Source organism: Chitinophaga jiangningensis (assembly GCF_900142605.1).
In the GTDB taxonomy this organism is placed as follows: Bacteria; Bacteroidota; Bacteroidia; order Chitinophagales; family Chitinophagaceae; genus Chitinophaga; species Chitinophaga jiangningensis.
Genome location: NZ_FRBL01000007.1, coordinates 1 through 23632, shown reverse-complemented (window position 1 = coordinate 23632; position 23632 = coordinate 1). Strand labels below are relative to the sequence as shown.

17 protein-coding genes are annotated in these 23632 nt (G+C 47.3%); 9 read left to right on the top strand and 8 right to left on the bottom strand.

Features of this window, described 5'->3' with window-relative positions; translation table 11 throughout:
- Positions 1–15: 15 nt before the first annotated feature.
- Together ppk1 and BUB18_RS18240 are read right to left on the bottom strand one after the other, a co-directional pair.
- Positions 16–1992: a polyphosphate kinase 1 gene (gene ppk1 / locus BUB18_RS18245; RefSeq protein ID WP_073083908.1), complete on the bottom strand. Its 1977-nt coding sequence runs from the start codon at positions 1990–1992 to the stop codon at positions 16–18.
- A gap of 7 nt (positions 1993–1999) precedes the next feature.
- Positions 2000–3271, bottom strand: coding sequence for a Pycsar system effector family protein (locus tag BUB18_RS18240; protein WP_073083906.1), 1272 nt, complete (start codon positions 3269–3271; stop codon positions 2000–2002).
- A gap of 71 nt (positions 3272–3342) precedes the next feature.
- On the opposite strand from BUB18_RS18240, the gene BUB18_RS18235 reads away from it, so the two are divergent.
- Together BUB18_RS18235 and BUB18_RS18230 are read left to right on the top strand one after the other, a co-directional pair.
- Positions 3343–4191 (top strand): hypothetical protein, encoded by an 849-nt coding sequence (locus BUB18_RS18235; protein WP_073083904.1) that lies wholly within the window; start codon positions 3343–3345, stop codon positions 4189–4191.
- Positions 4188–7838: a BamA/TamA family outer membrane protein gene (locus tag BUB18_RS18230; protein ID WP_073083903.1), complete on the top strand. Its 3651-nt coding sequence runs from the start codon at positions 4188–4190 to the stop codon at positions 7836–7838. Before BUB18_RS18235 ends, BUB18_RS18230 begins: the two co-directional genes overlap by 4 nt.
- Here the strand turns inward: BUB18_RS18230 and BUB18_RS18225 are convergent.
- From BUB18_RS18225 to BUB18_RS18205, 5 genes are all read right to left on the bottom strand, one after another.
- A complete protein-coding gene (locus BUB18_RS18225) occupies positions 7821–10163 on the bottom strand; it encodes a GAF domain-containing protein (protein WP_143159995.1) in 2343 nt (780 codons plus the stop codon). The genes BUB18_RS18230 and BUB18_RS18225 overlap by 18 nt on opposite strands.
- 199 nt (positions 10164–10362) lie before the next feature.
- Positions 10363–11586: a diaminopimelate decarboxylase gene (gene lysA, locus BUB18_RS18220; protein WP_073083899.1), complete on the bottom strand. Its 1224-nt coding sequence runs from the start codon at positions 11584–11586 to the stop codon at positions 10363–10365.
- A gap of 101 nt (positions 11587–11687) precedes the next feature.
- A complete protein-coding gene (locus tag BUB18_RS18215) occupies positions 11688–12083 on the bottom strand; it encodes an RNA-binding S4 domain-containing protein (RefSeq protein WP_073083897.1) in 396 nt (131 codons plus the stop codon).
- Positions 12084–12155: 72 nt separating this feature from the next.
- Positions 12156–13526 (bottom strand): dipeptidase, encoded by a 1371-nt coding sequence (locus tag BUB18_RS18210; protein ID WP_073083896.1) that lies wholly within the window; start codon positions 13524–13526, stop codon positions 12156–12158.
- Positions 13527–13593: 67 nt separating this feature from the next.
- Complete coding sequence (locus BUB18_RS18205) at positions 13594–14058, bottom strand: response regulator (RefSeq protein ID WP_073083894.1); 465 nt, start codon at positions 14056–14058, stop codon at positions 13594–13596.
- A 395-nt stretch (positions 14059–14453) separates the two neighbouring features.
- On the opposite strand from BUB18_RS18205, the gene BUB18_RS18200 reads away from it, so the two are divergent.
- The 4 genes from BUB18_RS18200 (at position 14454) to BUB18_RS18185 (ending at position 17324) form a co-directional block, all read left to right on the top strand.
- Entirely contained in the window at positions 14454–15032 is a 579-nt protein-coding gene (locus BUB18_RS18200; RefSeq protein WP_073083892.1) for a LemA family protein, read from the top strand.
- A gap of 69 nt (positions 15033–15101) precedes the next feature.
- Positions 15102–15557 carry a TPM domain-containing protein gene (locus BUB18_RS18195; RefSeq protein ID WP_073083890.1) on the top strand — a complete coding sequence of 152 codons (456 nt, stop codon included), beginning with the start codon at positions 15102–15104 and terminating at the stop codon, positions 15555–15557.
- A gap of 39 nt (positions 15558–15596) precedes the next feature.
- A complete protein-coding gene (locus BUB18_RS30110) occupies positions 15597–16379 on the top strand; it encodes a TPM domain-containing protein (RefSeq protein WP_073083888.1) in 783 nt (260 codons plus the stop codon).
- Positions 16380–16400: 21 nt separating this feature from the next.
- Positions 16401–17324, top strand: coding sequence for a hypothetical protein (locus BUB18_RS18185; protein ID WP_073083886.1), 924 nt, complete (start codon positions 16401–16403; stop codon positions 17322–17324).
- Positions 17325–17407: 83 nt separating this feature from the next.
- Here BUB18_RS18185 and BUB18_RS18180 read toward each other — a convergent pair whose 3' ends face one another.
- A complete protein-coding gene (locus BUB18_RS18180; RefSeq protein WP_073083884.1) occupies positions 17408–19951 on the bottom strand; it encodes a M1 family aminopeptidase in 2544 nt (847 codons plus the stop codon).
- A 133-nt stretch (positions 19952–20084) separates the two neighbouring features.
- Here BUB18_RS18180 and BUB18_RS30150 point away from each other — a divergent pair, with 133 nt between their 5' ends.
- The 3 genes from BUB18_RS30150 (at position 20085) to truA (ending at position 23060) form a co-directional block, all read left to right on the top strand.
- A complete protein-coding gene (locus BUB18_RS30150) occupies positions 20085–20582 on the top strand; it encodes a biotin/lipoyl-containing protein (RefSeq protein WP_073083882.1) in 498 nt (165 codons plus the stop codon).
- Positions 20583–20619: 37 nt separating this feature from the next.
- The gene (locus BUB18_RS18170) at positions 20620–22122 is read left to right on the top strand and encodes a proline and serine-rich protein 1 family protein (RefSeq protein ID WP_083550253.1); all 1503 of its coding nucleotides are present in this window, start codon (positions 20620–20622) and stop codon (positions 22120–22122) included.
- A gap of 182 nt (positions 22123–22304) precedes the next feature.
- Positions 22305–23060, top strand: a complete 756-nt coding sequence (gene truA / locus BUB18_RS18165) for a tRNA pseudouridine(38-40) synthase TruA (RefSeq protein ID WP_073083878.1) — start codon at positions 22305–22307, stop codon at positions 23058–23060.
- Positions 23061–23632: the final 572 nt, after the last annotated feature.

Genomic DNA, 23632 nt, shown 5'->3' with positions numbered 1-23632 from the left:
TTCTATACTTGTAATTTACTGCATTTTCGCAATATACCCTGTAATGTTCGTCTGTGCATGGGCAGGATCCGCCAGTTGCAGTGCTACGATGTCTTTCAGCTGCTGCTGTATGGCAGGATCATATACCGGTACGCATACTTCAATACGCCGGTGCAGGTTGCGGTTCATCCAGTCGGCTGAACCAATATATACCTCTTCCTGCCCTTCGTTGTGGAAAATAAACACGCGCGCGTGTTCCAGGTATCTGTCTACAATCCTTACCACATGTATGTTTGGCGATGGTACCAGGCAGCAGATGCTGCGAACGATCAGGTCAATTTGTATACCGGCATCGCTTGCCTCATACAGTTTAGCGATCATGCCTTTTTCCTGCAGGTTATTGAGCTTGATGGTGATTTTAGCTGGCTTGCCGGCTTTGGCATTGGCAATTTCGCGATCAATGAGTTGGGTAAAGCGGTTGATCATGTTAAACTGGGCAACCAGCAGGTGGTTGAACTGTATAAACCCATATTCCCCCGGTTGCTCGCGGCTTTGCAGGTAAATAAACAACAGCTCCATTTCACGGGTGATGCCTGCATGCGCGGTAAACAGTACATGGTCGCCATAAAAGCGTGCAGTAGTTTCATTAAAATTACCGGTGGCAATTAATCCGGAATAGTCATAATGATATCCCCGTTTGCGCTTTACCAGCGCCGTTTTTGCATGTACCTTCATGCCAGGGATACTATATACTATTTTCACGCCGGCCTCCTTCATTCGCTTTGACCAGCGGATGTTATTGGCTTCATCAAAACGTGCTTTCAGTTCCACAAACACCGTCACCTGTTTGCCGTTCCTGGCAGCAGAAATCAGTGCCTGCGCTATTTGAGAGCTGGAGGCAATGCGGTAAAGCGTTACATAAATTTCCTGTACATCCGGGTCAATAGCGGCCTCGTTAAAGAAGCGTAACACGTAGTCATAACGCTGGTAAGGCACGTGCACCACCAGGTCTTTTTGCTGGATTAAGTCAAGGATATGGTCAGTGGCGGCGGTTTCCGGAATTTGCACGGGAGCGTATTTCGGATAAAATACGTTTGGAACAGGCACTGGCAGCGGTAGGTCGTTCAGGTCTTTCAGGTTGTGATACCTGCCACCGGCTACCATTTCCTCGGGTTTTATGTCGAAGATATTGGCCAGGTACTGCTGTAGCGGCAGTGGCATTTCAGCATCGTACAGGAAGCGGGTAGGCACGCCCAGTTCGCGTTTGCGGATGAGCGTTTCTACTTCTTCCAGGATGTCACCCTTAAACTCATCCATGTCCATTTCGGCGTTGCGGGTGAGTTTAAAGCTGTAGGCGCCGTTGATCATATAGCCCGGCAATATGTATTCAAGGTGATAGCGAATAATATCATCCAGCAAAACGATCTGGTACAATTCATTTTCTTTTGGTGGCTGGTAAAACCGCGGCAGTACGGAAGGTATATTCAGTACCACATAAGCCATCATATCTGGTTTTTCCAGGGGAGATACCGATACCGCAAGGTAAAGCGCATTGTTCTCCGGAAAATAATTCTTTTCAGCAGCATGTAGCCATACTGGTTGCAGGTAAGCTAAAACGGTGGTTAGCAGGTATTCCCGGGTAACAGCCAGTTGCGCGGGGGTAAACTCCTCCTTGTAGCAAAGGTGAATGCCATTCTCTTTCAAAAGGGGCAGTATACCGGTAACGAGTATACGACCGTAGGTTTCCTGCTGCCGGTTTACTTCTGTGAGCACCTGCCGCAGCGTATCGGTGGTCACTGATTCATCGCCGCCGGCAAACGGCTCCTTCTCCAGCAGCTTATTCACGGCCAGGATGGCGGGCATCCTTACCCTGAAAAATTCATCCAGGTTGGAGGAGTATATCGATAGAAATTTAATGCGTTCGTACAGGGGCACCTGTGGGTCCTGTGCCATGGTGAGCACCCTGAAGTTAAATGACAACCAGCTGAGATCCCGGTTAAACAAAGGAATCATAATATACTTATGCTTTTACGGGAAAGAAGATGGCAGCCACCAGGAATGCCAGTACAGAAAGAATTAATCCAAACATGAATACGTTGTAGGATATACGAAGGAGGCGGTATTTATGGCCCAGCACCACACCCAGGTGATAAACGTCTTTGGTCATGCTGCCATAGAGGAAGTCTGCGTCATTCATCATTTGCTTCATGCCCCATTCATATTCTTCCAGCGTCATTTTATGGAAGTTGCCGAAAAACAGCAGGTTGGCGTCTTTACGGGAAATATCATCCCGGGTAAAGGTACCGCTGGTTACATTGGGCCGGGTAGCCAGTACGGCAAATATCACCGTAGTTACAGAGGTAATCACAAACAGAAGAGATGGAATGATAAAGTTAGGATAGTCTTCCAGCCGGCGGATCAGCAACGTCAGCATGATAGATAAGATGATGGAGTTCACCGAAATCATGATGTGTGCTTTACTATCGGCCATAGAGCTGAGGCGGATGTGATTGGTGCTTGTGATGCGGAACATCGTTTCCACGCCTCTGTCAGGCTTTTTGGCTTTCTCTTCTTTCTCCTTATGCTTGTGATCTTTGTCTTTATGTTTTTCTTTTTCTTCTACAAAAAAGTGGGTGGTGGTACCGTCGGGCAGGGGAGTGCTGTTATTGACTGCGGGGCCTTCTTCTGCCAGTTTCTTGTCTAACTTTTTCTGCATTTGTTTAATGTTCTCGTCTTTCTGTTGTTTCTGTAATGTCCGGGCATAGTCGGTCCAGTATTGATGCTGGGTGAGGAAGCGGATATTGCTTTTCAGCCATTCGATTTTATCCACTTCCTTGTGGTGTACCATCTCCACTTCGTGGCGGAGCAGCTTACTTCTTTCGGCGTACTCTTTGGAGCCCAGGTGGAATAAATCAGCATCACAAACAATTTGTTCGATCAGCGTGTTGGGAGATTGAGGCATTTTAGTGGCCAGGATACAGCCGCTTACCATTTGCTGCAGCTGCTCCGATGCATTATGCTCCCGGAGGAATTGTACCGCTTCTTCGGCGCCTGCTTCCTCGTGGCTGCTGCCATCTCCTTCCAGGTATCCTTCATCATGAAACCAGGCAGCTATGTATACAGCAGTCAGTTCATCGTCCTGGAGGCGGTAATGCGCAGCAATTTGTGCAGCGGCATCTACCACGCCCTGCGTATGTGTAAGATTATGGTAAACCAGTGCTGGTTGCGGATTGTCCCTGTATTTTGCCAGTATGTATTCCCTGGCTGCATCTATGAGGGCAGTATTTTGCATATGCGAAGATGATTAAATCCAATCTGAAGTTACTGTATTTTTGAGTTAAATTTAAGCTATAAAGTATCGCTATGGATGTACGAATCCTGCTATTCTTCCTATTTTTTATGCTATCCTGTAACTATTCAGACAGGTCGCAGAAAGTTTATTCCTCTCCTCAGGGCTACGACCTGGGATCGCCGGTACGTTACCGGGTACGTGAGTCTATGCAGGAAATATCCGGTATAGCCCTCTATCCGGACGAGCGCCGTATCCTGGCTATCAACGACGAAGAAGGAAAAATATTCGAAATAGATGTAAAAGCAACCAAAGCCTATCCCACCTGGAAGTTTGGGAAAAATGACGACTACGAGGACCTCTGTGAAACGGACAGCGGAATTTTCGTGCTCAAAAGCAACGGAAGCCTTTTCCGTATCCGCAACCTGTTTACCGACTCGGTGACATCCGTTCATTACAAATTTGGAAAGAAGGGGAAAAAAGAGTTTGAAACTGCCTACTTCGACAAGAACAAAAACAGTATCATAACCATTTGTAAGAATTGTGAGGACGATAAGAAACTAGGCGTTACCAGTGCCTACAGCTTCCGGCTTGACAGTATGGTTTTTGAATCTGACCCCGTATTTCAGCTGGATGACAAGGAAATAGCTAAACTAGCGGGAATCGACATGCGCTTTTTCAAACCCAGCGCCGCAGCCATACATCCTATTGAGCATAGGCTGTATATTGTGGCCTCCGTTAATCAGCTGCTGGTAATTTCAGACCTGGAAGGCCATGTACAGGAAGCCTACAACCTGAGACACCGGCTGTTCCTCCAACCCGAAGGCCTTGCCTTTGCACCTAATGGAGATATGTATATCTCCAATGAAGGCGGGTACGATGGAGTAGCCAATATTCTCAAATTCACTTATAAAAAGAAATGAGAGCATTCTACGCACTAATTTTTGCCTGCCTGTTGCCGGCGTTGGCATTTGGCCAGTCCGGTAATGTGAAACAACGCATTATCCTCATCGGGGACGCCGGTGAACTGCATGAAAATGGCCGCAACCCGGTGATCGACGCCGTTCGCAGCAAATACGACCTCCAGGACAGCCGCAATACCGTACTTTTTCTGGGCGACAACGTATATCCTAAAGGGTTACCCGATTCACTGACTAAAAGCTACCCTACCGCCCGCCAGATACTCGATTATCAGGTAAACCTCGTACGCGGTACCAACGCCAAAGGCTTTATCATTCCCGGCAACCACGACTGGGAAAAAAGTAAGCCCAACGGCTGGGCTACCATCCGCAACCAGCAACGATATGTGGATTCACTTCATCTCCCAAATGTCACCTTCTTCCCTAAAGATGGCTGCCCGGGCCCGGAGGAAGTGAAAATCTCCGATGAGGTAACGCTCATCATCATGGATAGTGAATGGTGGCTGTTTCCATACGATAAACCCGGTGTAGACGACGATTGTGAGTGTAAAGAAAAAGATGAGGTGCTGGTGAAAGTCTCGGAGATAGTAGCGAAAAACCGCAATAAGCTCATCGTATTCGCCACACACCATCCTTTCAGAAGCTATGGCATCCACGGTGGCTACTATACGATCAAACAGCACATCTTTCCGCTGACTGACATGAAGCCATGGCTCTATGTGCCGCTGCCGGTGATTGGTTCCATCTATCCGCTCACACGCGGCGTATTTGGTACCCCGGAAGATTTGCCGCATCCGCTGTATAAAGACATGGTAAAAGGCATTGAAGATGCTATGCGCCAACACGGCCCCATTGTTTTTGTTTCCGGCCACGACCACACCCTGCAGCTGATCAAAGATGAAGGGAATAGCTATGTGGTGAGCGGCAGTGGCGCTAAAAACAATCGCGTAAAACAGGGCAGTAAATCATTATACGCCACGTGCGACAATGGCTTCAGCGTGCTCGAAGTGATGGAAGACAGTACCGTAAACGTTCAGTACTACCTGGCGGAAAACCTGTCGCAGCCTGCGTTTACAAATACCTTACTGCACTACTCCGATTTCAATCGCCTCGGTATAAAATTCACACAGCCGGATACATTACCTGCCGTAGTAACCCTGCCCGCAGATACCCAGTATGAGGATGTGAATAACTTCCACCGCTGGCTGCTCGGCGAAACCTACCGAAAAGTATGGGCGGCGCCGCTCAACTTTCCGGTGCTCAACCTCCGCACGGCCAAGCCGGGAGGGCTAACTATCCTGCAACGCGGTGGTGGTATGCAAACCCGCTCCCTGCGACTGGCAGATACGGCCGGTGTGGAATACGCCATGCGCTCCCTGAAGAAGTATCCGCTGGTAGCTATTCCGCCTTTGCTGAGAGAAACTATTGCCCGCGAAGTAGTACAGGACCAGATTTCAGCAGCAAATCCCTATGCGCCGCTGGCAGTGGCAGTGCTCGCAGAAGCGGCCAAAATCCCCCATACCAACCCAACTTTCGTATACCTGCCAAAGGATACAGCACTGGGCATCTATGTAAATGATTTTGGAAATGATGTGTACCTGTTCGAAGAACGGGAACCCGTTACCGGTGAAAGAGAAAAAACATACAACACCCTCAAGGTGGTGGATAAAATACAGGCAGATAATGATTACCTCGTGGATCAAAAGTCGGTACTGCGGGCCAGACTCCTGGATAACTACATCATGGACTATGACCGCCACGATGACCAATGGCGCTGGTTCCGTGAAAAACATAAAGGGGTGGATTACTACTATCCCGTGCCCCGCGACCGCGATCAGGCCTTTTTTGTGAATAACGGATTCCTGTCTAAAATCGTTGCTGCGCCGTTCCTGATGCCGCAGTTCTCCGGCTTCCGCCCCAAAACTAAAAACCTGAACCGCTGGAACTTCTCTACCCGCTTCTTCGATCGCTCCTTCCTCAACGAACTGGATGAGCAGGATTGGAGGAAACAAATCAGCAAGTTCCTGGAAAAAATGACGGACAGTACCCTCGAGGCTGCGGTGAACGCATTCCCGGATACCGTAAAGCACCTCGTAAATCCGTATATGCTGAACACGCTCAAAGCCCGCAGGAGCGGTATGGAAGATGTAATGCTTAAATATTACCGCTTCCTCTCCAAACGTGTATACGTGCCTGCTACTGCTAAAGACGAGCTGATACAACTGGATCGGAAAGATGATGGTGCCGTGTCACTTAATATCTCCAAAATATCCAAAAAAGGAGAGGTGCAACACTCCGTATTCAGCAGAACCTTCCAGCCAGACGTTACCAAGGAACTGAACATTTACGGCATGGGCGGCCAGGACCGCTGGGTAATCACCGGGAACAACAGCACGCCTATACGCATCCGCTTTATCGGCGGCCGCGATACGGATAGCTATACCGACAGTTCTACCACCAGCGCCGGCAAACGTATACGCATATACGACCTGAAGAGTGGAAAAGATACCTTCCTCCTCCACGGTGATCAGGCCCTTAAGCTTTCTGATAAGCCGGAGAATATCGCCTATGAACGTAAGTTCTTTAAGTACGATAAATTCTTGCCGCTGCTGGCGGTAGGCTTCAATAAAGACGATGGTATGCTGCTCGGCGTAGGTGCTTCCTATCAGCACCAGGCCTGGCGTAAAGAGCCTTTCGCCTCCCGTCACACTTTTGCAGCCACACATGCGCTGGCTACCAAAGCATGGAACTTCAAATACTTGGGTGAGTGGAATGATGTGATTGGCAATACCGGCATTATCACACACGTTACCGCAAAGGCGCCTAACAATACCATCAACTTCTTCGGCTATGGTAATGAAACCGTGTTCGATAAATCCAAGCCGGGAAAAATCAGCTATTACCGCGCAAGGTTTGAGTTGTATAGTGCAGATGTACTGCTACATACCAACTTTGGTCAGAAGTTGTCGCTGTCATACGGCCCGGCTGTATCCTGGTACCAGTTTAATAAAACAGAAAACAACAACCGCTATATCACCGACTTTAACAACAACGGGCTGGATTCCGCCAGCGTATACCATAACAAGGGGTATGCGGGAGCTAAAGTGGTGGCACAGCTGGATACGAGGAATAATAAGCTGATCGCCACACGCGGCGTATTATGGACAACTACCTTCAGTGGTTATGGCGGACTGAATAATTTCAGTAATAACTTAGCTGCCCTGCAGTCGGACCTTAGTGTCTACCTAAGCTTTAATAACCCTGACCGATTTGTGCTGGTGACCCGTTTTGGTGGAGGAAAAGTATGGGGTAATTATGAATACTTCCAGGCGTATTCTATTGGCGGGGTAAATAACCTGCGTGGATATCGCAACTATCGTTTTGCGGGCGAGGCAGGAGTATATAATAATACCGAAGTACGTCTGAAACTCTTCGATCTTAAAACATTCCTCCTGCCTGCCGGCGTAGGCCTGCTGGCCTTTAATGATATTGGCAGGGTATGGGCGCCAGGCGAAAAATCACATGTATGGCACGATGGCTTTGGTGGCGGTTTATACGTAGCACCGGTAAATGCCCTCATTGTGACTGCCGTTATCGGTCACTCCAAAGAAGAAACCCTTCCATATTTTACTTTAGGATTTAAGTTCTAATTCCTGCAAATTGACTTTTACACGAAGAGCTTTGAGGCCGCTAACGCCTTGGAGCTCTTCCAGGTCAAGCATCTCCATATCGGGCAGCAGTATATTTTTGCTTTGCAGAAAATTTATATACTTCTTATACTCCTCCATTTCACGTGCATTGGAATACACAATGGCTATCATGCCGGGCTGTGTAAGCCTTTCCCCGGAATCTTTTACATGCACTTTATCAATACGCTTTTTAATGATCTCATAGCGGATATTGTAGGCACCCTCCACATCAAACCTGCGCTCATCATTGCGGAAGCTGATGGTAATAGGTGAGCTGTGCATGAGAATCATCTGCGTGGTTTGCAGCGGATTTTTCAGCGTTGGTGCCATTTTATGTGTCAGCCTGGCAATGGTAGCCATCGATGAAAGCTGCCACAGGCGGAGGTTGCGGAGATATAATTGATCGAATTTCTTCTCCTGTGCAATAGACTGCCCTATGTAAATCGTGTATTCGACACCGTCAGTACGGTATTTTTCGAAGTAGCAGGGGAACGACTGCTGAATATACTGCCGTTCTTTCTCCAGGTATTGGTTGATGGCGGTATTCACCTGGGCCAGACTCTCCTCATACTCTCTCCTGTGGTGATATACGTGTCCTTCTTTTTTGTCGATCTTTGAATAGTAGTGTTCCAGCACAGGCCGCAACGCTTCATTATTGCTACAGAGATGTTCCAGCACCGGTTGTATTTCCTGGTCGATGAAGTCATTGATCTTCACATCTTCGCCGGCAGTGAGGTTTTCATGCAGGTTTTGCATAATATCCCTGGTTTTGAATTGCAATTCTTCCAGCAGGTTCAGCTTTACTGTTTTGGTAACAATGGAAAGCGTTTCATCTATCAGTTGCAGTTGTTCCTGCAAATCCTCGCGGATGGCGTTGCCCTGTTCAATAGAGGAGTTGCGGATATCCACAGCACCGTATAACGGGTACACCTCATCGAAGCTGATGTTGGCGATATCTTTCCTTTCTTCTTCAGGCGTGAGCAGGTGTTTCCAGGCGGCATCCACAAATTTCCATTCCACCGATGGCTGCAGGGCCGTAAACTGTTCCTTGATCACTTCGTTGATCCTGCCTTCGAGAATGTTGATACTTCTGTTCAGCATCAGTACCAGCAGTGGATAAATGCTTTGCAATTGCCACAGCGGCCGCTCTGAGAGCGCATTAGGCCGGGAGGCTGCCAGTTCCAGCACACCCAGTACTTCGCTTTTATGTTTAATTGGGAACAGCACAAAGCTCCTGATCTTTTTAAGGGTCAGGTACTTTAGAAACGGATAGTTCGCTATGCTTTCTTCTGTTACCTCAGGAATAATCAACGGTTGCGGGTTTTTAGAGAGGAACTCCACCATCTGGGTAAACAGGAGTTGTTCCTGTTTTTTGTTGCCAATGCCCAGCACCGGATCAACCGGGGTGAACTTATCTTCCAGCACATGCTTGTTGTTCACCTTAGGAAACGGCACCATATGGGCGGTGATATCAAAAATGCCCAGGATAGCAGGTACCATTCTTTCGAGTGTGCGATAGCTGTCGATTTCATTGTTGCTGTTCATGTTCATGACCAGCCCTTTAATGGTGTTCACCGCTTCGGATTGCGTTACGTCTTCTATGGTCCAGATGGCGAAGCCTTCCAGCACGAAATTGTCCAGTGGTAGCAGGGTTTCCAGCATGTCCACTGACATCTGCCTGGTACAAAAATTATTATAGTCCAGCTCCGGCAGCTTTCCTTTTACCCGTACATCCACGAAACGGGCGTCGATATTTACTTTCACCTGCTTGCGAACGCCATCCGGTGTATCAATTGTGTGGATGATATCGTTTTGATAGCCGATAGGGAAGTGGTAGTGCCTGTCGAGAATCAATTTATATAACCATAATTTTTTATCTCTTTTTACCCGGTTGATGCTAATGCCCTGGGGAACGGTGGCCAGTAAATCATCTTCTTCCGTGAAAAGACGTTTAAACATCTCTGAATAATAGAAGATGGCGAACTTAAAAGGTATGCTGATGCCGTAGATATCTTTTTGGGTATCTACGGTTACCGGGAAAATGGAAGCAATCACGAGGTCCAGGTATTCACGGTAAGGTTCCAGGCTCACATTGTCTGGAATAGCTTGAAGCAGTTCCGGTTTTGCGTTAAATTTATCCAGTATATATTGGTAAAAGCCGGTACGGCCATCATGTTCGCGCGCTACTTTATCTTTCAGAAAACGCAGAAAAGGGGCAAACGAGATATTCGATTGTATGATCTGATCCTCTTCAAACAGATTCTGGTGTGCAGTTAAAACTTTCATATATATGTATATTATGAACCATATCTGATGGTTCATGCCAGCCAATTAATGATTTATAACAGTTGAAAACAGTGAAGGTTAAGTGTTCAAGGGGGTCAGGATAATAATGAAGGCGAGCGGGAAAGGGGAATATTGTATTTATCAAGGATAGCAGGCCATTATCTTACAAATTTATGATAACGGCCTGCTGTCTTTTTGCTTATGCTAATTCGATCTGGTTTTTAAGCAGATCTTCAATGGTGTCCCTTCTGCGAATGAGCTGCGCTTTACCGTCTTTAACAAGCACTTCTGCTGGTTTCAGGCGGGAGTTAAAGTTGGACGACATTTCAAAGCCATAGGCTCCGGCATTGTAGAATACCAGGAAATCGCCCTCTCTCACTTCATTAATTTTTCTATCCCAACCGAAAGTATCGGTTTCGCAAATATTACCTACTACGGTATAGATTCTTTCCGTGCCTTTAGGATTGGAAATATTCCGGATCAGGTGGAAAGCATCATAGAACATAGGGCGGATCAGGTGGTTGAAGCCTGAGTTCACACCTACGAATACGGTAGCAGTCGTTTGTTTGATGACGTTTGCCTTCACTACGAAGTAACCGCATTGGCTCACCAGGAATTTTCCCGGTTCAAACCACAGCTGCAGCGGACGTTCGTGCTTAGCGCTGAATTTATTGAATGCCTCGGTGAGTTTTTTGCCGAGCAGGTCGATGTCTGTTTCAGGATCGCCTTGCTGGTAAGCTACTTTGAAGCCACTGCCCAGATCGATGGATTGAAGATCCGGGAAGTGTTCTGCCATTTCGAACATGATTTCCACCCCACGGAGGAAAACATCTACGTCTTTGATCTCAGAACCAGTGTGCATGTGCAGGCCTGTTACCTTCAGCTTCGTAGATTTTACAATGCGTTCAATGTGGCGCATCTGGTGTATGGAGATACCAAACTTACTGTCTACGTGGCCGGTGGAAATTTTGAAGTTTCCCCCTGCCATAATGTGTGGATTCAGGCGTATACAGATAGGGTAGCTGTCACCGAACTGGTTGCCAAACTGCTCCAAAATGGAAATATTATCGATATTGATAATTACTCCCAGCTGTTTTGCTGCAATGATTTCCTGCAGGTCTACGCAATTTGGGGTGAAGATGATGTTTTTAGGATCAAAACCAGCTTTTAATCCCAGCTGTACTTCCTGGATAGATACGGTATCGAGGCCGCAACCCAGGGAGTTGATGTATTTCAGGATGTTGATGTTGGTCAATGCCTTACAAGCGTAGAAGAAACGGGTGTCAGACTTCTGAAAGGCCTTTTGCAGCTTTTCGTACTGAGTTTTGATCTTTTCCGCATGGTAGATGTATACCGGGGTACCAAATTCTTCTGCTATTTTCACCAGGTAATCGGTGGCGAGCACGTCACTTTGTTTAGGCATTTTGATCCTTAGATTTATTATTTAGTTGGCAAAATTACTACGCAAATGCGAGAATTTTTAATTTTCTGTAAAGTAAGGGGTTGCAAGGGCTTTTAAGGGGTTTAATCCTCTGGATTGCCCATGAAATCATCCAGCTCACGGCGCTCTTTTTTGGTAGGGCGGCCGATTTTACTCTGGCGCTTACCCGTCTGGAATACGCTGGGCATAAAGTTGGTCCCTGATTTATCCTCCTCGGGTGTGTTATCCACATAGTATTTTACGGCCTCACTGTAAGCTACTCTGTTGGAAATCAATCCGGTAACTTCAATGATCCACTTGCGTGCTTCTGTTTTGATCTCAAATTTATCTCCTACAGCTACGGGTTTGGCGGCTTTTACGGAGTTACCGTTCATTTTTACTTTACCGCCATCGCATGCATCTGCGGCCTGGCTACGGGTTTTGAATACCCTGATGGCCCACAGATATTTATCTACTCTGATTTTTTCGTTGGTACTCATAGTGTGAAATTAAAAAGATTGGTCCGATCTGCCATGGGCGGACCGGACCAACACTAAAAAATTCGGGTATGACTACTTGCTCAGTTCCGCAAAGTATTTGTGGAAGTAAGGGATTGTTTCGATCCCTTTGTAGAAGTTAGCCAAACCATATTTCTCGTTAGGAGAGTGCAGGTTGTCGCTGTCCAGACCAAAGCCCATCAGCACGGTTTTCAGTCCCAGTACGGACTCAAACAGTGCTACAATAGGAATACTACCACCGCCGCGCACCGGGATTGGTTCTTTACCGAAGGTAGCATTGATGGCTTGTTGTGCCGCCTTGAATGCCACGGAGTCCGTAGGTGTTACATACGGGCTGCCGCCGTGGTGTTTGGTTACTTTTACGGTTACGCTCTTAGGTGCAATCGCTTCAAAGTGTTTGGTAAACAGATCGGAGATTTCGTGCCAGTCCTGATCGGGCACCAGGCGCATGCTGATTTTAGCGTAAGCCTTGGAAGGCAGTACGGTTTTGGAGCCTTCGCCGGTGTAGCCACCCCAGATACCGTTTACTTCCACTGTTGGGCGGATACCGGTTCTTTCGATGGTGGAGTAACCTTTTTCACCCCAAACGTCGTTGATGCCCAGGTCTTTCTTGAATTCTTCCAGGTCAAACGGAGCTGCGTTGAGGGCGGCTCTGTCTTCTGCGGAAAGTTCCTGTACTTTATCATAGAAGCCGGGGATGGTGATGTGGTTGTTCTCATCGTGCAGGCTGGCAATCATTTGAGCCAGGATGGTAGCCGGGTTGGCTACAGCACCACCGTAAACGCCACTGTGCAGGTCGCGGTTAGGGCCGGTTACTTCTACTTCCATGTAGGCCAGTCCACGTAAACCTGTATCGATGCTTGGGTCTTCCAGGCTGATCATGGAAGTATCTGAAATCAGTACTACATCTGCTTTCAGGCGTTCTTTATTTTCTTTCAGGAAGATGCCAAGGTTAGCAGAGCCCACCTCTTCTTCCCCTTCGATCATGAATTTGATGTTACAAGGGATGGAATTGGTTTTCTGCATGGTTTCAAAAGCCTTCACGTGCATGTAGAACTGTCCTTTATCATCAGCACTGCCGCGGGCGTAGATATTACCATCTTTGATAACCGGTTCAAAAGGACCACTGTGCCAGAGTTCCAGCGGGTCGGCCGGCTGTACATCGTAGTGGCCGTATACCAGTACGGTTGGGAGAGAAGGATCTATGATTTTTTCACCATATACAATCGGATGTCCTGCAGTAGGGCATACCTCCACATTTTCAGCGCCTGCTTCTACAAGGCGTTGTTTCACTTCTTCAGCACATTGCTGAACGTCTTTATTATAGCGGGAATCAGCACTCACGGAAGGAATGCGCAACAATGCCAGCAATTCGTCCAGGAATCGGTCTTTATTCTGTGCCTGGTAATCTTTCCAAACTTGCATGATTGAGGAAGTTAAGTTTCACAAAGGGTGCAAGTTAAGGATTTTGGTTACATCGCTGAAAATCCGGTTAGGAGATTAATTTCTGTCGTACGAGGAACTCCAGCTTTTCATTCACATCCAGCAGCTTGGCAGTCAGCTCCTTGTTTTCTTTACGGAGAGAGTAGACTTCAAAAGCTTTTTCGATGTTATGTTTCAGCTCTTCCTCGTTCCAGGGTTTGGAGAAGTACTTGTATACCTGCCCTTTGTTAATGGCATCTACTACAGCATTGATGTCTGCGTAGCCGGTAAGCAGCATACGGATTGGTTCAGGGTAACGTTCCAGAATAGACTCGAAAAATTCGATTCCGGTCATTTTGGGCATGCGCTGATCGGAAATGATGATATGAAATTCCTGCTCCTTCAACAGCTTCTCTGCTTCTTCCGCAGAAGTTGCCGTGAACACATTATACAGCCTTCTGAAGGAAGCCTTAAATGCATTCAGATTGTGAACTTCATCATCGATATAGAGTATGGTAATGTGTTGCGCACTCATTTAAGAAGACTTAGATCCAAGTTAGTAATAATAAATGAGTTAGAAACAATGAAACGTAAAAAACGATTTAGTAATCGACTCTGTCCCATTCATTATTCGTGGCAACGCTGCCGTTTTAGCAGTCGCACCGCGGTGTAAAGGTACGTATAAACATACTGTTTTGACATGAAATTTTCAATCTATGGATGAACTTTTTTTAAAATTTATCGTTTCGCATTCCGTTACACTTTTAGTAACTTTCTTTACCTTCATCCGGGTACCGGCGCAATTGGGACGTTTACCGCCATTTTTGCAGCTTTCACCGGAGAATTAACTACTTACACCGGCCTCAGGCAAAACAGGAATAAGTTTTGTACATAGTCCGGCAACCTATAAACAATTAAATTCTAACTCAGATGAGAACAGGTATTATTGTACTTATTGTACTAGCACTTTTGGTAATGTTCGGTTGTGGTAAATACAACGGAATGGTTAAGCAGGATGAAAATGTGAAAAATAAATGGGGTGCTGTACAAAGCGCTTATCAGCGCCGTGCGGACCTGATCCCCAACCTGGTTGCCACCGTTAAAGGAGCTGCCAACTTCGAAACTGAAACGCTGACCAAAGTAATGGAAGCACGCGCCAGCGCTACCCGTGTTAACGTAAACGTGGACGATCTGTCCCCTGAAAAAATCCAGCAGTACCAGGCTGCGCAGGGCCAGCTGTCACAGGCTTTAGGTCGCCTGCTCGCCGTATCAGAAGCTTATCCTGACCTGAAAGCAAACCAGAACTTCCGCGACCTGCAGGTGCAGCTGGAAGGCACTGAAAACAGGATCAACGTAGCCCGTAACGACTTCAACGATGCCGTGAACGGTTATAACAGCGCTATCCGTACCTTCCCTAACAACCTCGTAGCCGGTATCACCGGTTTCAAGGCAAAAGGTTACTTCACCGCCGACGAAGGCGCCAAAGACGCACCGAAAGTTCAGTTCTAATATTTGCAGAAATAATTGAGAAGTCCCCGCCACAAAGCGGGGATAATCTCTCCGATAAATCCTTCATCAATGCGGATTTTCCCTTTTAAACGAAAAGAAATTTTTTCAGAGTCGGAGAAGAACAGACTTGTGCAGGCAATCCGGGTGGCGGAAAGACTCACCTCCGGAGAAATCAGACTTTTTGTAGAAAGCCATTGCCAGTACGTAGACCCCATGGACCGCGCCAGAGAAGCATTTCTCTCCCTCGGCATGGAGAAAACCAAACAACGCAATGGTGTATTGTTATACGTGGCCATAAAAGACAGGCAGTTTGCCATCCTCGGGGACCAGGGAATCCACGATAAGGTAGGAAACGACTTCTGGGTAAAAGAAGCCAACCTCCTGCTCACTCACTTCAAAGACGCTCACATCATCGAAGGTATCGAAGAATGTATCCGCGAAATTGGGGAATCCCTCCGTACACACTTCCCACACGAAGCCGGCGACGGCAACGAACTGCCAGACGATATCGTCTTCGGCAAATAGCCTGGGTCCACGCTTTTAAAACGTTTTTAGCTGTATACAATGAGGATATTACGTTGGTTCCTACCGGGACTTTTACTGCTGACGGGACTGCTGGCCAATGCGCAGAATATCCCACCCAGACCCAATCCTCCCACACTGGTGAATGACTTCGCCGGCGTACTCCTCCGTGAAGAAGATGATGCTTTGGAACGCAAATTGGTGGCATACAATGATAGTACTTCCACACAGATTGCTGTAGTTATCATCAAATCTGTAGGGGAATACGATATCAGCCAGGTGTCACTGAAGATTCTCCGCGACTGGGGAATTGGTACCAAAGGCAAGAACAATGGTATACTGATACTTGTTGCTGTAAATGACAGAAAGATCAGGATAGAAACCGGATATGGAGCTGAAGGGGCACTTCCTGATGCATTAGCTAATCAGATTATCAGCCAGGACATCAAGCCTGCTTTCCGCGACGGTCACTACTATCAGGGCCTCGATGACGCTACTACCAGCATCATCAAAGCCATGAAAGGGGAATACAAGGCAAATCCCCGGAAGAGTGAACCAGGTATCAGCCCTGGTGTGCTCTTCATCATCATTATCATGATCGTCCTTATCATCTCCTTCCTCGGAAGAGGCGGTGGTGGATCCGGCGGCGGTGGCCGTGGTACCACTTACAACCGCAGAGGAGGCTGGATATGGCCGGTAATCGGTGGTATGGGTGGCTTCGGCGGCGGCGGTGGCGGCGGTTGGTCCGGTGGCGGTGGTGGCGGCGGCTTCGGTGGCTTCGGAGGAGGCTCAGGAGGCGGCGGCGGCGCCAGCGGCAGCTGGTAATCTACCTAAAATAAAATTGTTATGTCGTCTTACCTGCACGTCTTGAATGGAGATGCTTCCCTTACCTTGTTCCGGCAAAGTAAGCTGCCCGGTGAACCCGTCGTTTGCAGGGAAGTGATGTGCGAAGGCAAAGTGAAGTATACCAAAGACCCCGAAGAATTCTTCGCAAGCAGGGCCAAACACCTCGAATTTCATTACGGTATCGATAAACAATCTTACCATACACAGGTGGTGCAGGAACTGGAGAAAATCAAACCCTCCGGTTCCTCCCCATCTGAAATCATCCTCTGGTTCGATTACGACGTATTCTGCCAGTTTAACCTCCTCTTCATTATTCACCTCATCAGCATCCGGTTTAAAGAACTTCCACCCATCTCCCTGGTCGATTTCCCCCGGCACCCGGACATATCCGCATTTGATCAATACATGAACTCCCGTGTATTACTCACCCCCGCAGATCTGGAAATGGCCGACGACGCCTGGGACGCCTTCTGCCTCGATACCCCACAGGCACTGGAACTCTTTTCCCGCATGAATACCGGCAATCTCAAACACCTGAACACCGCCATCGCTGCACACCTGCCCCGGTTTCCCAATACGGATAACGGACTCAATGTCATCCAGGAATTTTTCCTGCAACGACTCCGCATGGGCAGCTACCGCTGGTACGACCTCTATAAATTATTCTGGGATACAATGCCCATATACGGCTTCGGCGACTTCCAGCTTGATATCATGATCAGCCGCATGAGCAGAACAGGCGTACTCGAACGCGACGATCAGATGCTGCGCATTACCTCCCTGGGGATAGAAGTGCTGGAAAATGAAGAGAATTATATTGACTATACCTCCATGGAACATCGCTGGCTCGGTGGGGTGCGACTCAAAACAAGCCCATGGCGCTGGAGTAAAACACTGAAACGGTTAGTAGCGATTGATAAATAGCAGGTTTTAAATCGCCCCTGGCGATTTAAAACAAAAGCCCGTATGCCTCTGGCATACGGGCTTTTGTAATTTTACCAGCGAGTTTACTCGCCTTTACTATCCTTAATCACTTTCGCTTTCTCTCTCATATAAGCAGCCTGCTGTTGCAGTGCTTCCTTATCTGCTCCGGTTGCTCGGATAGCAGATTCACTCTTCGCCTGCGCAATTTCTTCCAGCCAGTTAGCGATATATTTATTCACCTGCGCGTTTTTAAACTGCTCGGTCATCGCCTGTACCTGGTCCACACCTTTGGTCACCGCTGGTGTATTGTTGATTTTTGACAGGAAGCCAAGGTAGTCAAAAGCGGCATTTAATTTATCCTGGCCACCGGTTTCTTCAAATTTTTTCGCAATAAAATCCAGGTCATCAATGCTGCCTTTCTTTGCAAACAACAGGGTGATGGAGTTGATCAGCTTACCTTTCGCATCGTTCTGCAGGGTTTTAGCTGCCTGGTACGCTTTTTCAGTATCCAGTTGTCCGAGTGCTTCCAGCGCCGCACCTTCTACGCCATAGGAAGGATCTTTGATCGCCGCTTCAAACAGTGGCAGAAACTGTTGATCCTTCAGTGAGCCCAGCTTTTTAATGGCTGCTGCACGGGCGAGGGCATTCTTGTCAGTTTTCGCTATATTTTCTACCTCCTTAATGGTAGCAGCTTTGATGGCTTCATTTCCAAACTTGAGCCCGTCAATGGCCAGCACACGCAAACCGTGATACTTATCTTTCAGGGCAGCCTGCATTACCTTCAACGCTTCCGGATTGCCGGATTGTAAGTCGGTAGCTTCTTCAATGGCCATTCGTCTGTCCAGGTAGTTATCCACATGGGCATATTGATAAGCATAAGTGCTGAAGTCGCGGTGGTCGTCTTTTTTAGCCAGTAATACTTTATCCGCATCTACATTTACCAGATCAGGTTTGCCACTCACGTTAAAGGTGAATGAATCAATCCTGTTTTGCATAAATACCTGGTGACGCGTTTTTTTACCGCCTTCATACACATCAATAGCCATTGGCAGCTGCCATACTTTCTCGTCTTTCTGAATCTGTTGCAGCAGTACCGTTACTTTACCTGGTGCATATTTATAGCTGATGTCCAGCTGAGGCATGCCCTCCCCGAAATACCACTGGTTAAAGAACCAGTTCATATCCTGGCCGGTTACCTCTTCTACCGCCAGGCGCAGCTGGTGGGCTTCAGTGGATTTAAATGCATTTGTTTTCAGGTAGAGATTCAGGGACTTGAAGAAAGCCGAATCGCCTACTGCATTACGCAGCATGTGCAGGATGCAACCACCTTTCTGGTAGGTGATCTGGTCAAACATATCTTCTTTGTCAACATAGTGGAAACGCACCAGGTGCTTATCCCCGCTGTATTGCACCATTTGCATATACTGGTTGCCATTGTCGAGCAGGTGCTCGTCAGCAGCGTCCTTGCCGTACTTATGTTCCAGCCAGAGGTATTCGCTATAATCCGCGAATGACTCATTTACTGTGAGATTACTCCATGATTCGGCGGTTACCAGATCCCCGAACCAGTGGTGAAACAGTTCGTGGGCAATCACGTTTTCATTGTAGTTATTGTTGTCCAGCAGCTCTCTGTCTGTTTTCTGGAGGAACTCGCCATGCAGGGTGGCGGTGGTGTTTTCCATGGCGCCGGAAACGTAATCCCGACCGGTGATCTGTGCGTATTTCACCCATGGATATTCGTAATTCAGCATCTTAGAGTAGAAGGTGAGCATCTCCGGGGTGTTGCCAAAGATGTTGCGGGCGTACTTCTCAAACGGCTTTTCCACATAGTAACTCACTTCCTTGCCTTTCCAGGAATCTTTCACGATGGCGTAGTCGCCTACTGCCATCATAAACAGGTATGGAGAGTGTGGCAGGTCCATTTTCCAGGTATCAGTACGGGTGCCGTTGGCATTCTGCTTCTGGCTTACCAGCTTGCCGTTGGAGAGGGTAACATATTTCTTGTCCACCGTCATGCTGAGTTCCTGCGTTGTTTTCTGATTGGTTTTATCGATGGTAGGGAACCATACGGAAGAACTCTCCGTTTCGCCCTGTGTCCATATCTGGATAGGTTTCTTCGGATCTTTCCCGTCAGGATTGATGAAGTACAGGCCTTTGGCATCGGAGATGGCGGCGCTGCCCTTTACTTTCAGCTCATTGGGCTTAGCCGTATAGCTGATATACACCGTGTACTTGTCGTTGGCGGTGTAGGTTTTATTCAGGTCAATATGCAGCTGCATATTGTCGTAAGTATATTTTAAAGGCAGGTTTTTCCCGTTCTGCACCAGTGCTACTTCCTTGATATCCATGCCTTTGGCATCGAGGGTGAGGGAGTCGGTATTATAAAAATGTGGTTTAAGGGTAATCCATGCCTTTCCATAGAGATAGCATTTGGCATAGTCAAAGCTCACATCCAGCTTGGTATGGACCAGGTCATTAATTTTGGTGGCAGAAGCGCGATAGATCTTAAGTAGGGAATCTTCAGGGGTTAATTTCGCCGTCTGGGCGCTGGCTTGTGGGCCAAATCCCAGGCAGGCAGCTCCGCCGAGCAGCAGTCCAAACACAGACAGCTTCAAATGTTGATTCATGCAATATAGTTTTGTGTGAATATCTGCTTTACTTTCCAGTAAAGTGGGTCAAATTTAAACAAATGGGTTAAAAATGAGGTAAGTGGTTAAAAATGCTATTTTTGTTACAGATAGGGCCTAAAACAGAATTATCATGATCAAAGCAATAGTGAATGGTAAAAGCACATTTACCGTCAATAAGGAGCAGGAAATCACTGCGGATGGACAAAAGGTGGACTGGTCTGCCATACAGCTTCCCGGTGGCGATTACAGCGTTATTATGGACGGCTTTAGTTACCAGGCCCAGGTAATTAAAGTGGATAAAGAGGCAAAAACCGTATTATTGCAAATAAATCAGCAGCAGTACGAAGTAACCATAGAAGAACCAATAGATCAGCTGCTGGCCGCCATGGGTATCAAAGATGCCATGGCTAAAAAGGTAAATGATATTAAAGCCCCCATGCCGGGACTGGTGCTGAAAGTACTGGTAGAACCAGGCCAGGCAATTAAGAAAGGTGATCCGGTATTAATACTGGAAGCCATGAAGATGGAGAATGTTTTCAAATCTGCCGCTGATGCTATCGTCAGGGAAATCAAAGTTTCAGAGCGTACTGCAGTGGAAAAGGGGGAAGTACTGATCGTACTGGAATAATATTTGTTCAGGAGAGTTTTTATACCATTCAATAAGTATGCTTTTTAATTACAGGACAGTTTTCGCTGTGTGTGTCTGCCTGTTGTTCGGTACCGTTTTACGGGCACAGAACGAACAGCGCCAGCACTATTACGTGTATATCCAGAGTGAAAAGGGGCAGCCTTTTTACGTAAAACATAATGGCCAGGTGCTCAGTTCCTCCGAGCGCGGCTACCTTATTCTGCCTAAGCTGAATAACGGCACCACGCCTATCACCGTGGGATTTCCTAAAAATGAAGCTCCTGAGCAGCATTTTGACCTGAAGGTAGGTCAGAAAGACCAGGGTTTCCTCCTGAAAAAGGCTACAGCCAATGCTTATACGCTGTATAACCTCCAAACTTTCCGGGAGCTGAAATCCGATAACCTGTTGCTGGCTGCCGGTGAAACTAAGAAAGAAGAAGAGCCGGAAACAGCGGTGGCTGAAACCACCGATACGGCAAAGGAAACGCTGACCAAAATGCAGGGCGACCTGGAAACCGCGCTAGGCAGCACCGCTACTATCACCGGTCCGGCTAAAAAGCCTGCTAAGTCTGGCAATGGCTTTGCCTCGGCGCTGGATAAGGTAGTGGTCAGTGGGGACGACAGGGAAGAGGTTATTCAGGAAGAAGTTGCCGCTGCCGCGCCTAAGCCTTCCGTAAAGAAGCCGATGAACGAGGTGAAAGAGAAGCTGGAGCGTGCACCACTCACCGATGAGGAAAAAGCTATCCTGGCAGAGGTAATGGCGGAAGAGAGTCGTACCGCCGCCAGCGAAGCCGCCGCTGCTGATGTGGCAAAGGCCGGTGAAGAAGGTGAATCAAAGAAATCGCGTCGCAATAAGAAAAAAGAGAATAATCCTGACTTCATCGATTTCCAGGAAGAAGCTAAGCCTGCAGCCGCAGCCGCTGTGCCGGTAGAAGTCCCTGTAGCAGCAGAAGAGGTAACATCTCCCAAAAAGAAAAAGAAAAAACAGGAAACAGATATTCGTACAGGCGAAATCGTTACTGACACCAGCGGTTATGGTGTGGCTATTTACGATCAGCCGGAGGAGAGCGCCTCCAAAAAGAGAAGGCGTAAAAATGCCACCGCGGAAGAAGCTGTACCTGTAGCCGTGACTGAAGGAGTTGCTGTGGAGGCGGAGCCGGTATCTCCCAAAAGGAAAAAGAAAACAGAAGAAGTAGCCGAAGCTACGGAAGATAAGCCGGCAGCCAGCGCACGTCTGATCAACAGCGATTGCGGTAATATCATGGATGAAGGTACTTTCAAGAAGCTGCTCCGTAAGTTTGTGAGCTCCAGCTCCGACGACGGTATGCTGGATGTTTTCCGCAAACAAACCCGTAACTATTGTATGGAAACTTCCCAGATCAAAACGCTGGCGCAGCTGGTAGTAGGGGAGGATGCCCGCTATCGCCTGCTGGATATGGCCTATAGCAAAACATATGATACCGAGAAGTACGGTTCGCTGGAATCGGTGTTAACGGATAATTATTACAAAGGCCGTTTCAAGGCTATGTTGCATAAATAATTAGCACCACTTTAAGTGGATACAAGGGATAGCGTCAGCACGCTATCCCTTGTGCTTTTAAGGAATTCCCGGATGCATAGGTATTCCGGCAGTCTGCCTCGCGCAGCGAGGCTCCCCCAGGATGACACCGAAGGTGTCATCCTGATCAAATAAGATCATATTTCGTATTACCTTCGCGCCATATGAAAAGATACTTTATTGAGGTAGCATACAAAGGGTCCGCATACAGCGGTTTTCAGGTGCAGGAGAATTCGCATACCGTGCAGTCCGAGATCGACAGGGCGCTGGGTATCCTGTTTCGTAACCCGATTGTAACTACGGGCAGTAGCAGAACAGATGCCGGTGTTAATGCGCAGCAGAACTTCCTTCATTTTGATACGGACCTGCCTTTGCATCCTCAGTTTGTATATAAGATTAATGCTATTTTACCGCCCGACGTGGTGTTGCGCCAGGTGTATGAAGTGCCGGAAACAGCACATAGCCGTTTTGATGCTTTGGGTAGGTCTTATGAATACACGTTGTACACGCATAAGGACCCGTTTATGCAGGACAGGGGTTATTTCTTCCCGTATAAGATGGACGCAGATGCCCTGCATGAGGCGGCCCGTGTGATTATGGAGTATAGTGATTTTACGACTTTTTCCAAACGTAATACCCAGGTAAGGACTTTTATATGTAAGATAGAGGAGTCGCGCTGGAGCATTAGTCCGGATCGTTTAGTCTATAACGTTACTGCGAACCGTTTTCTGCGTGGAATGGTGCGGGGCCTTGTTGGTACTATGTTACGTGTAGGTAGGGGGAAGCTGACGATGGAGCAGTTCAGGCAGGTGATAGAGAGTAAGGATTGTTCTAATGCGGACTTCGCGGTACCTGGGCAGGGGTTGTTTTTGATGAAAGTGAAGTATCCGGAGGGGTTATTACAGCCGTTTTCTAAGTAGTACTGAAAAAAAATATTATGCCAAAACCTTTTACTGTAAAGGGTTTTGGCATTTTTGTTTGTTTTGGGGAGAAGAAAAAGTTGGCAGATTAAAAAATCCGCTTACCTTTGCAGCCCGCTTTGATAGAAAGCACACAAATAAAAGTTCTTCACGACACGGCAACAACTTGATTTTTCACTTGATAAATAATCTTTCGGATGCATTGCCAATGCAGCGTTTCAGAAAGAAGAAAGTGGAAAATAAATTCAGAAAAATTTAAAGAAAAATTTGGAAGAAATAAAAAGTTGATTACCTTTGCAACCCCAACGATAACGGGGCGATAAACGAAAAGCGATTGTCGGAATTGAAATACTGAAATGTACGCCGAAAGGGCACAGAGATCGGATCTCCTACATTAACAACACACTAAGTAATTAGTGAAAGTTCTTTGAAAGATTGGAAACAACAGCACGAATCAAATTAGTGATAGTTTGATTCAAAACACAGGTAATGTTTACAGCTAAACATAATTAATGATCCGATTGATTTCGAGAGAAATTAGTCAGTATCAAAACTTCTTTACAATGGAGAGT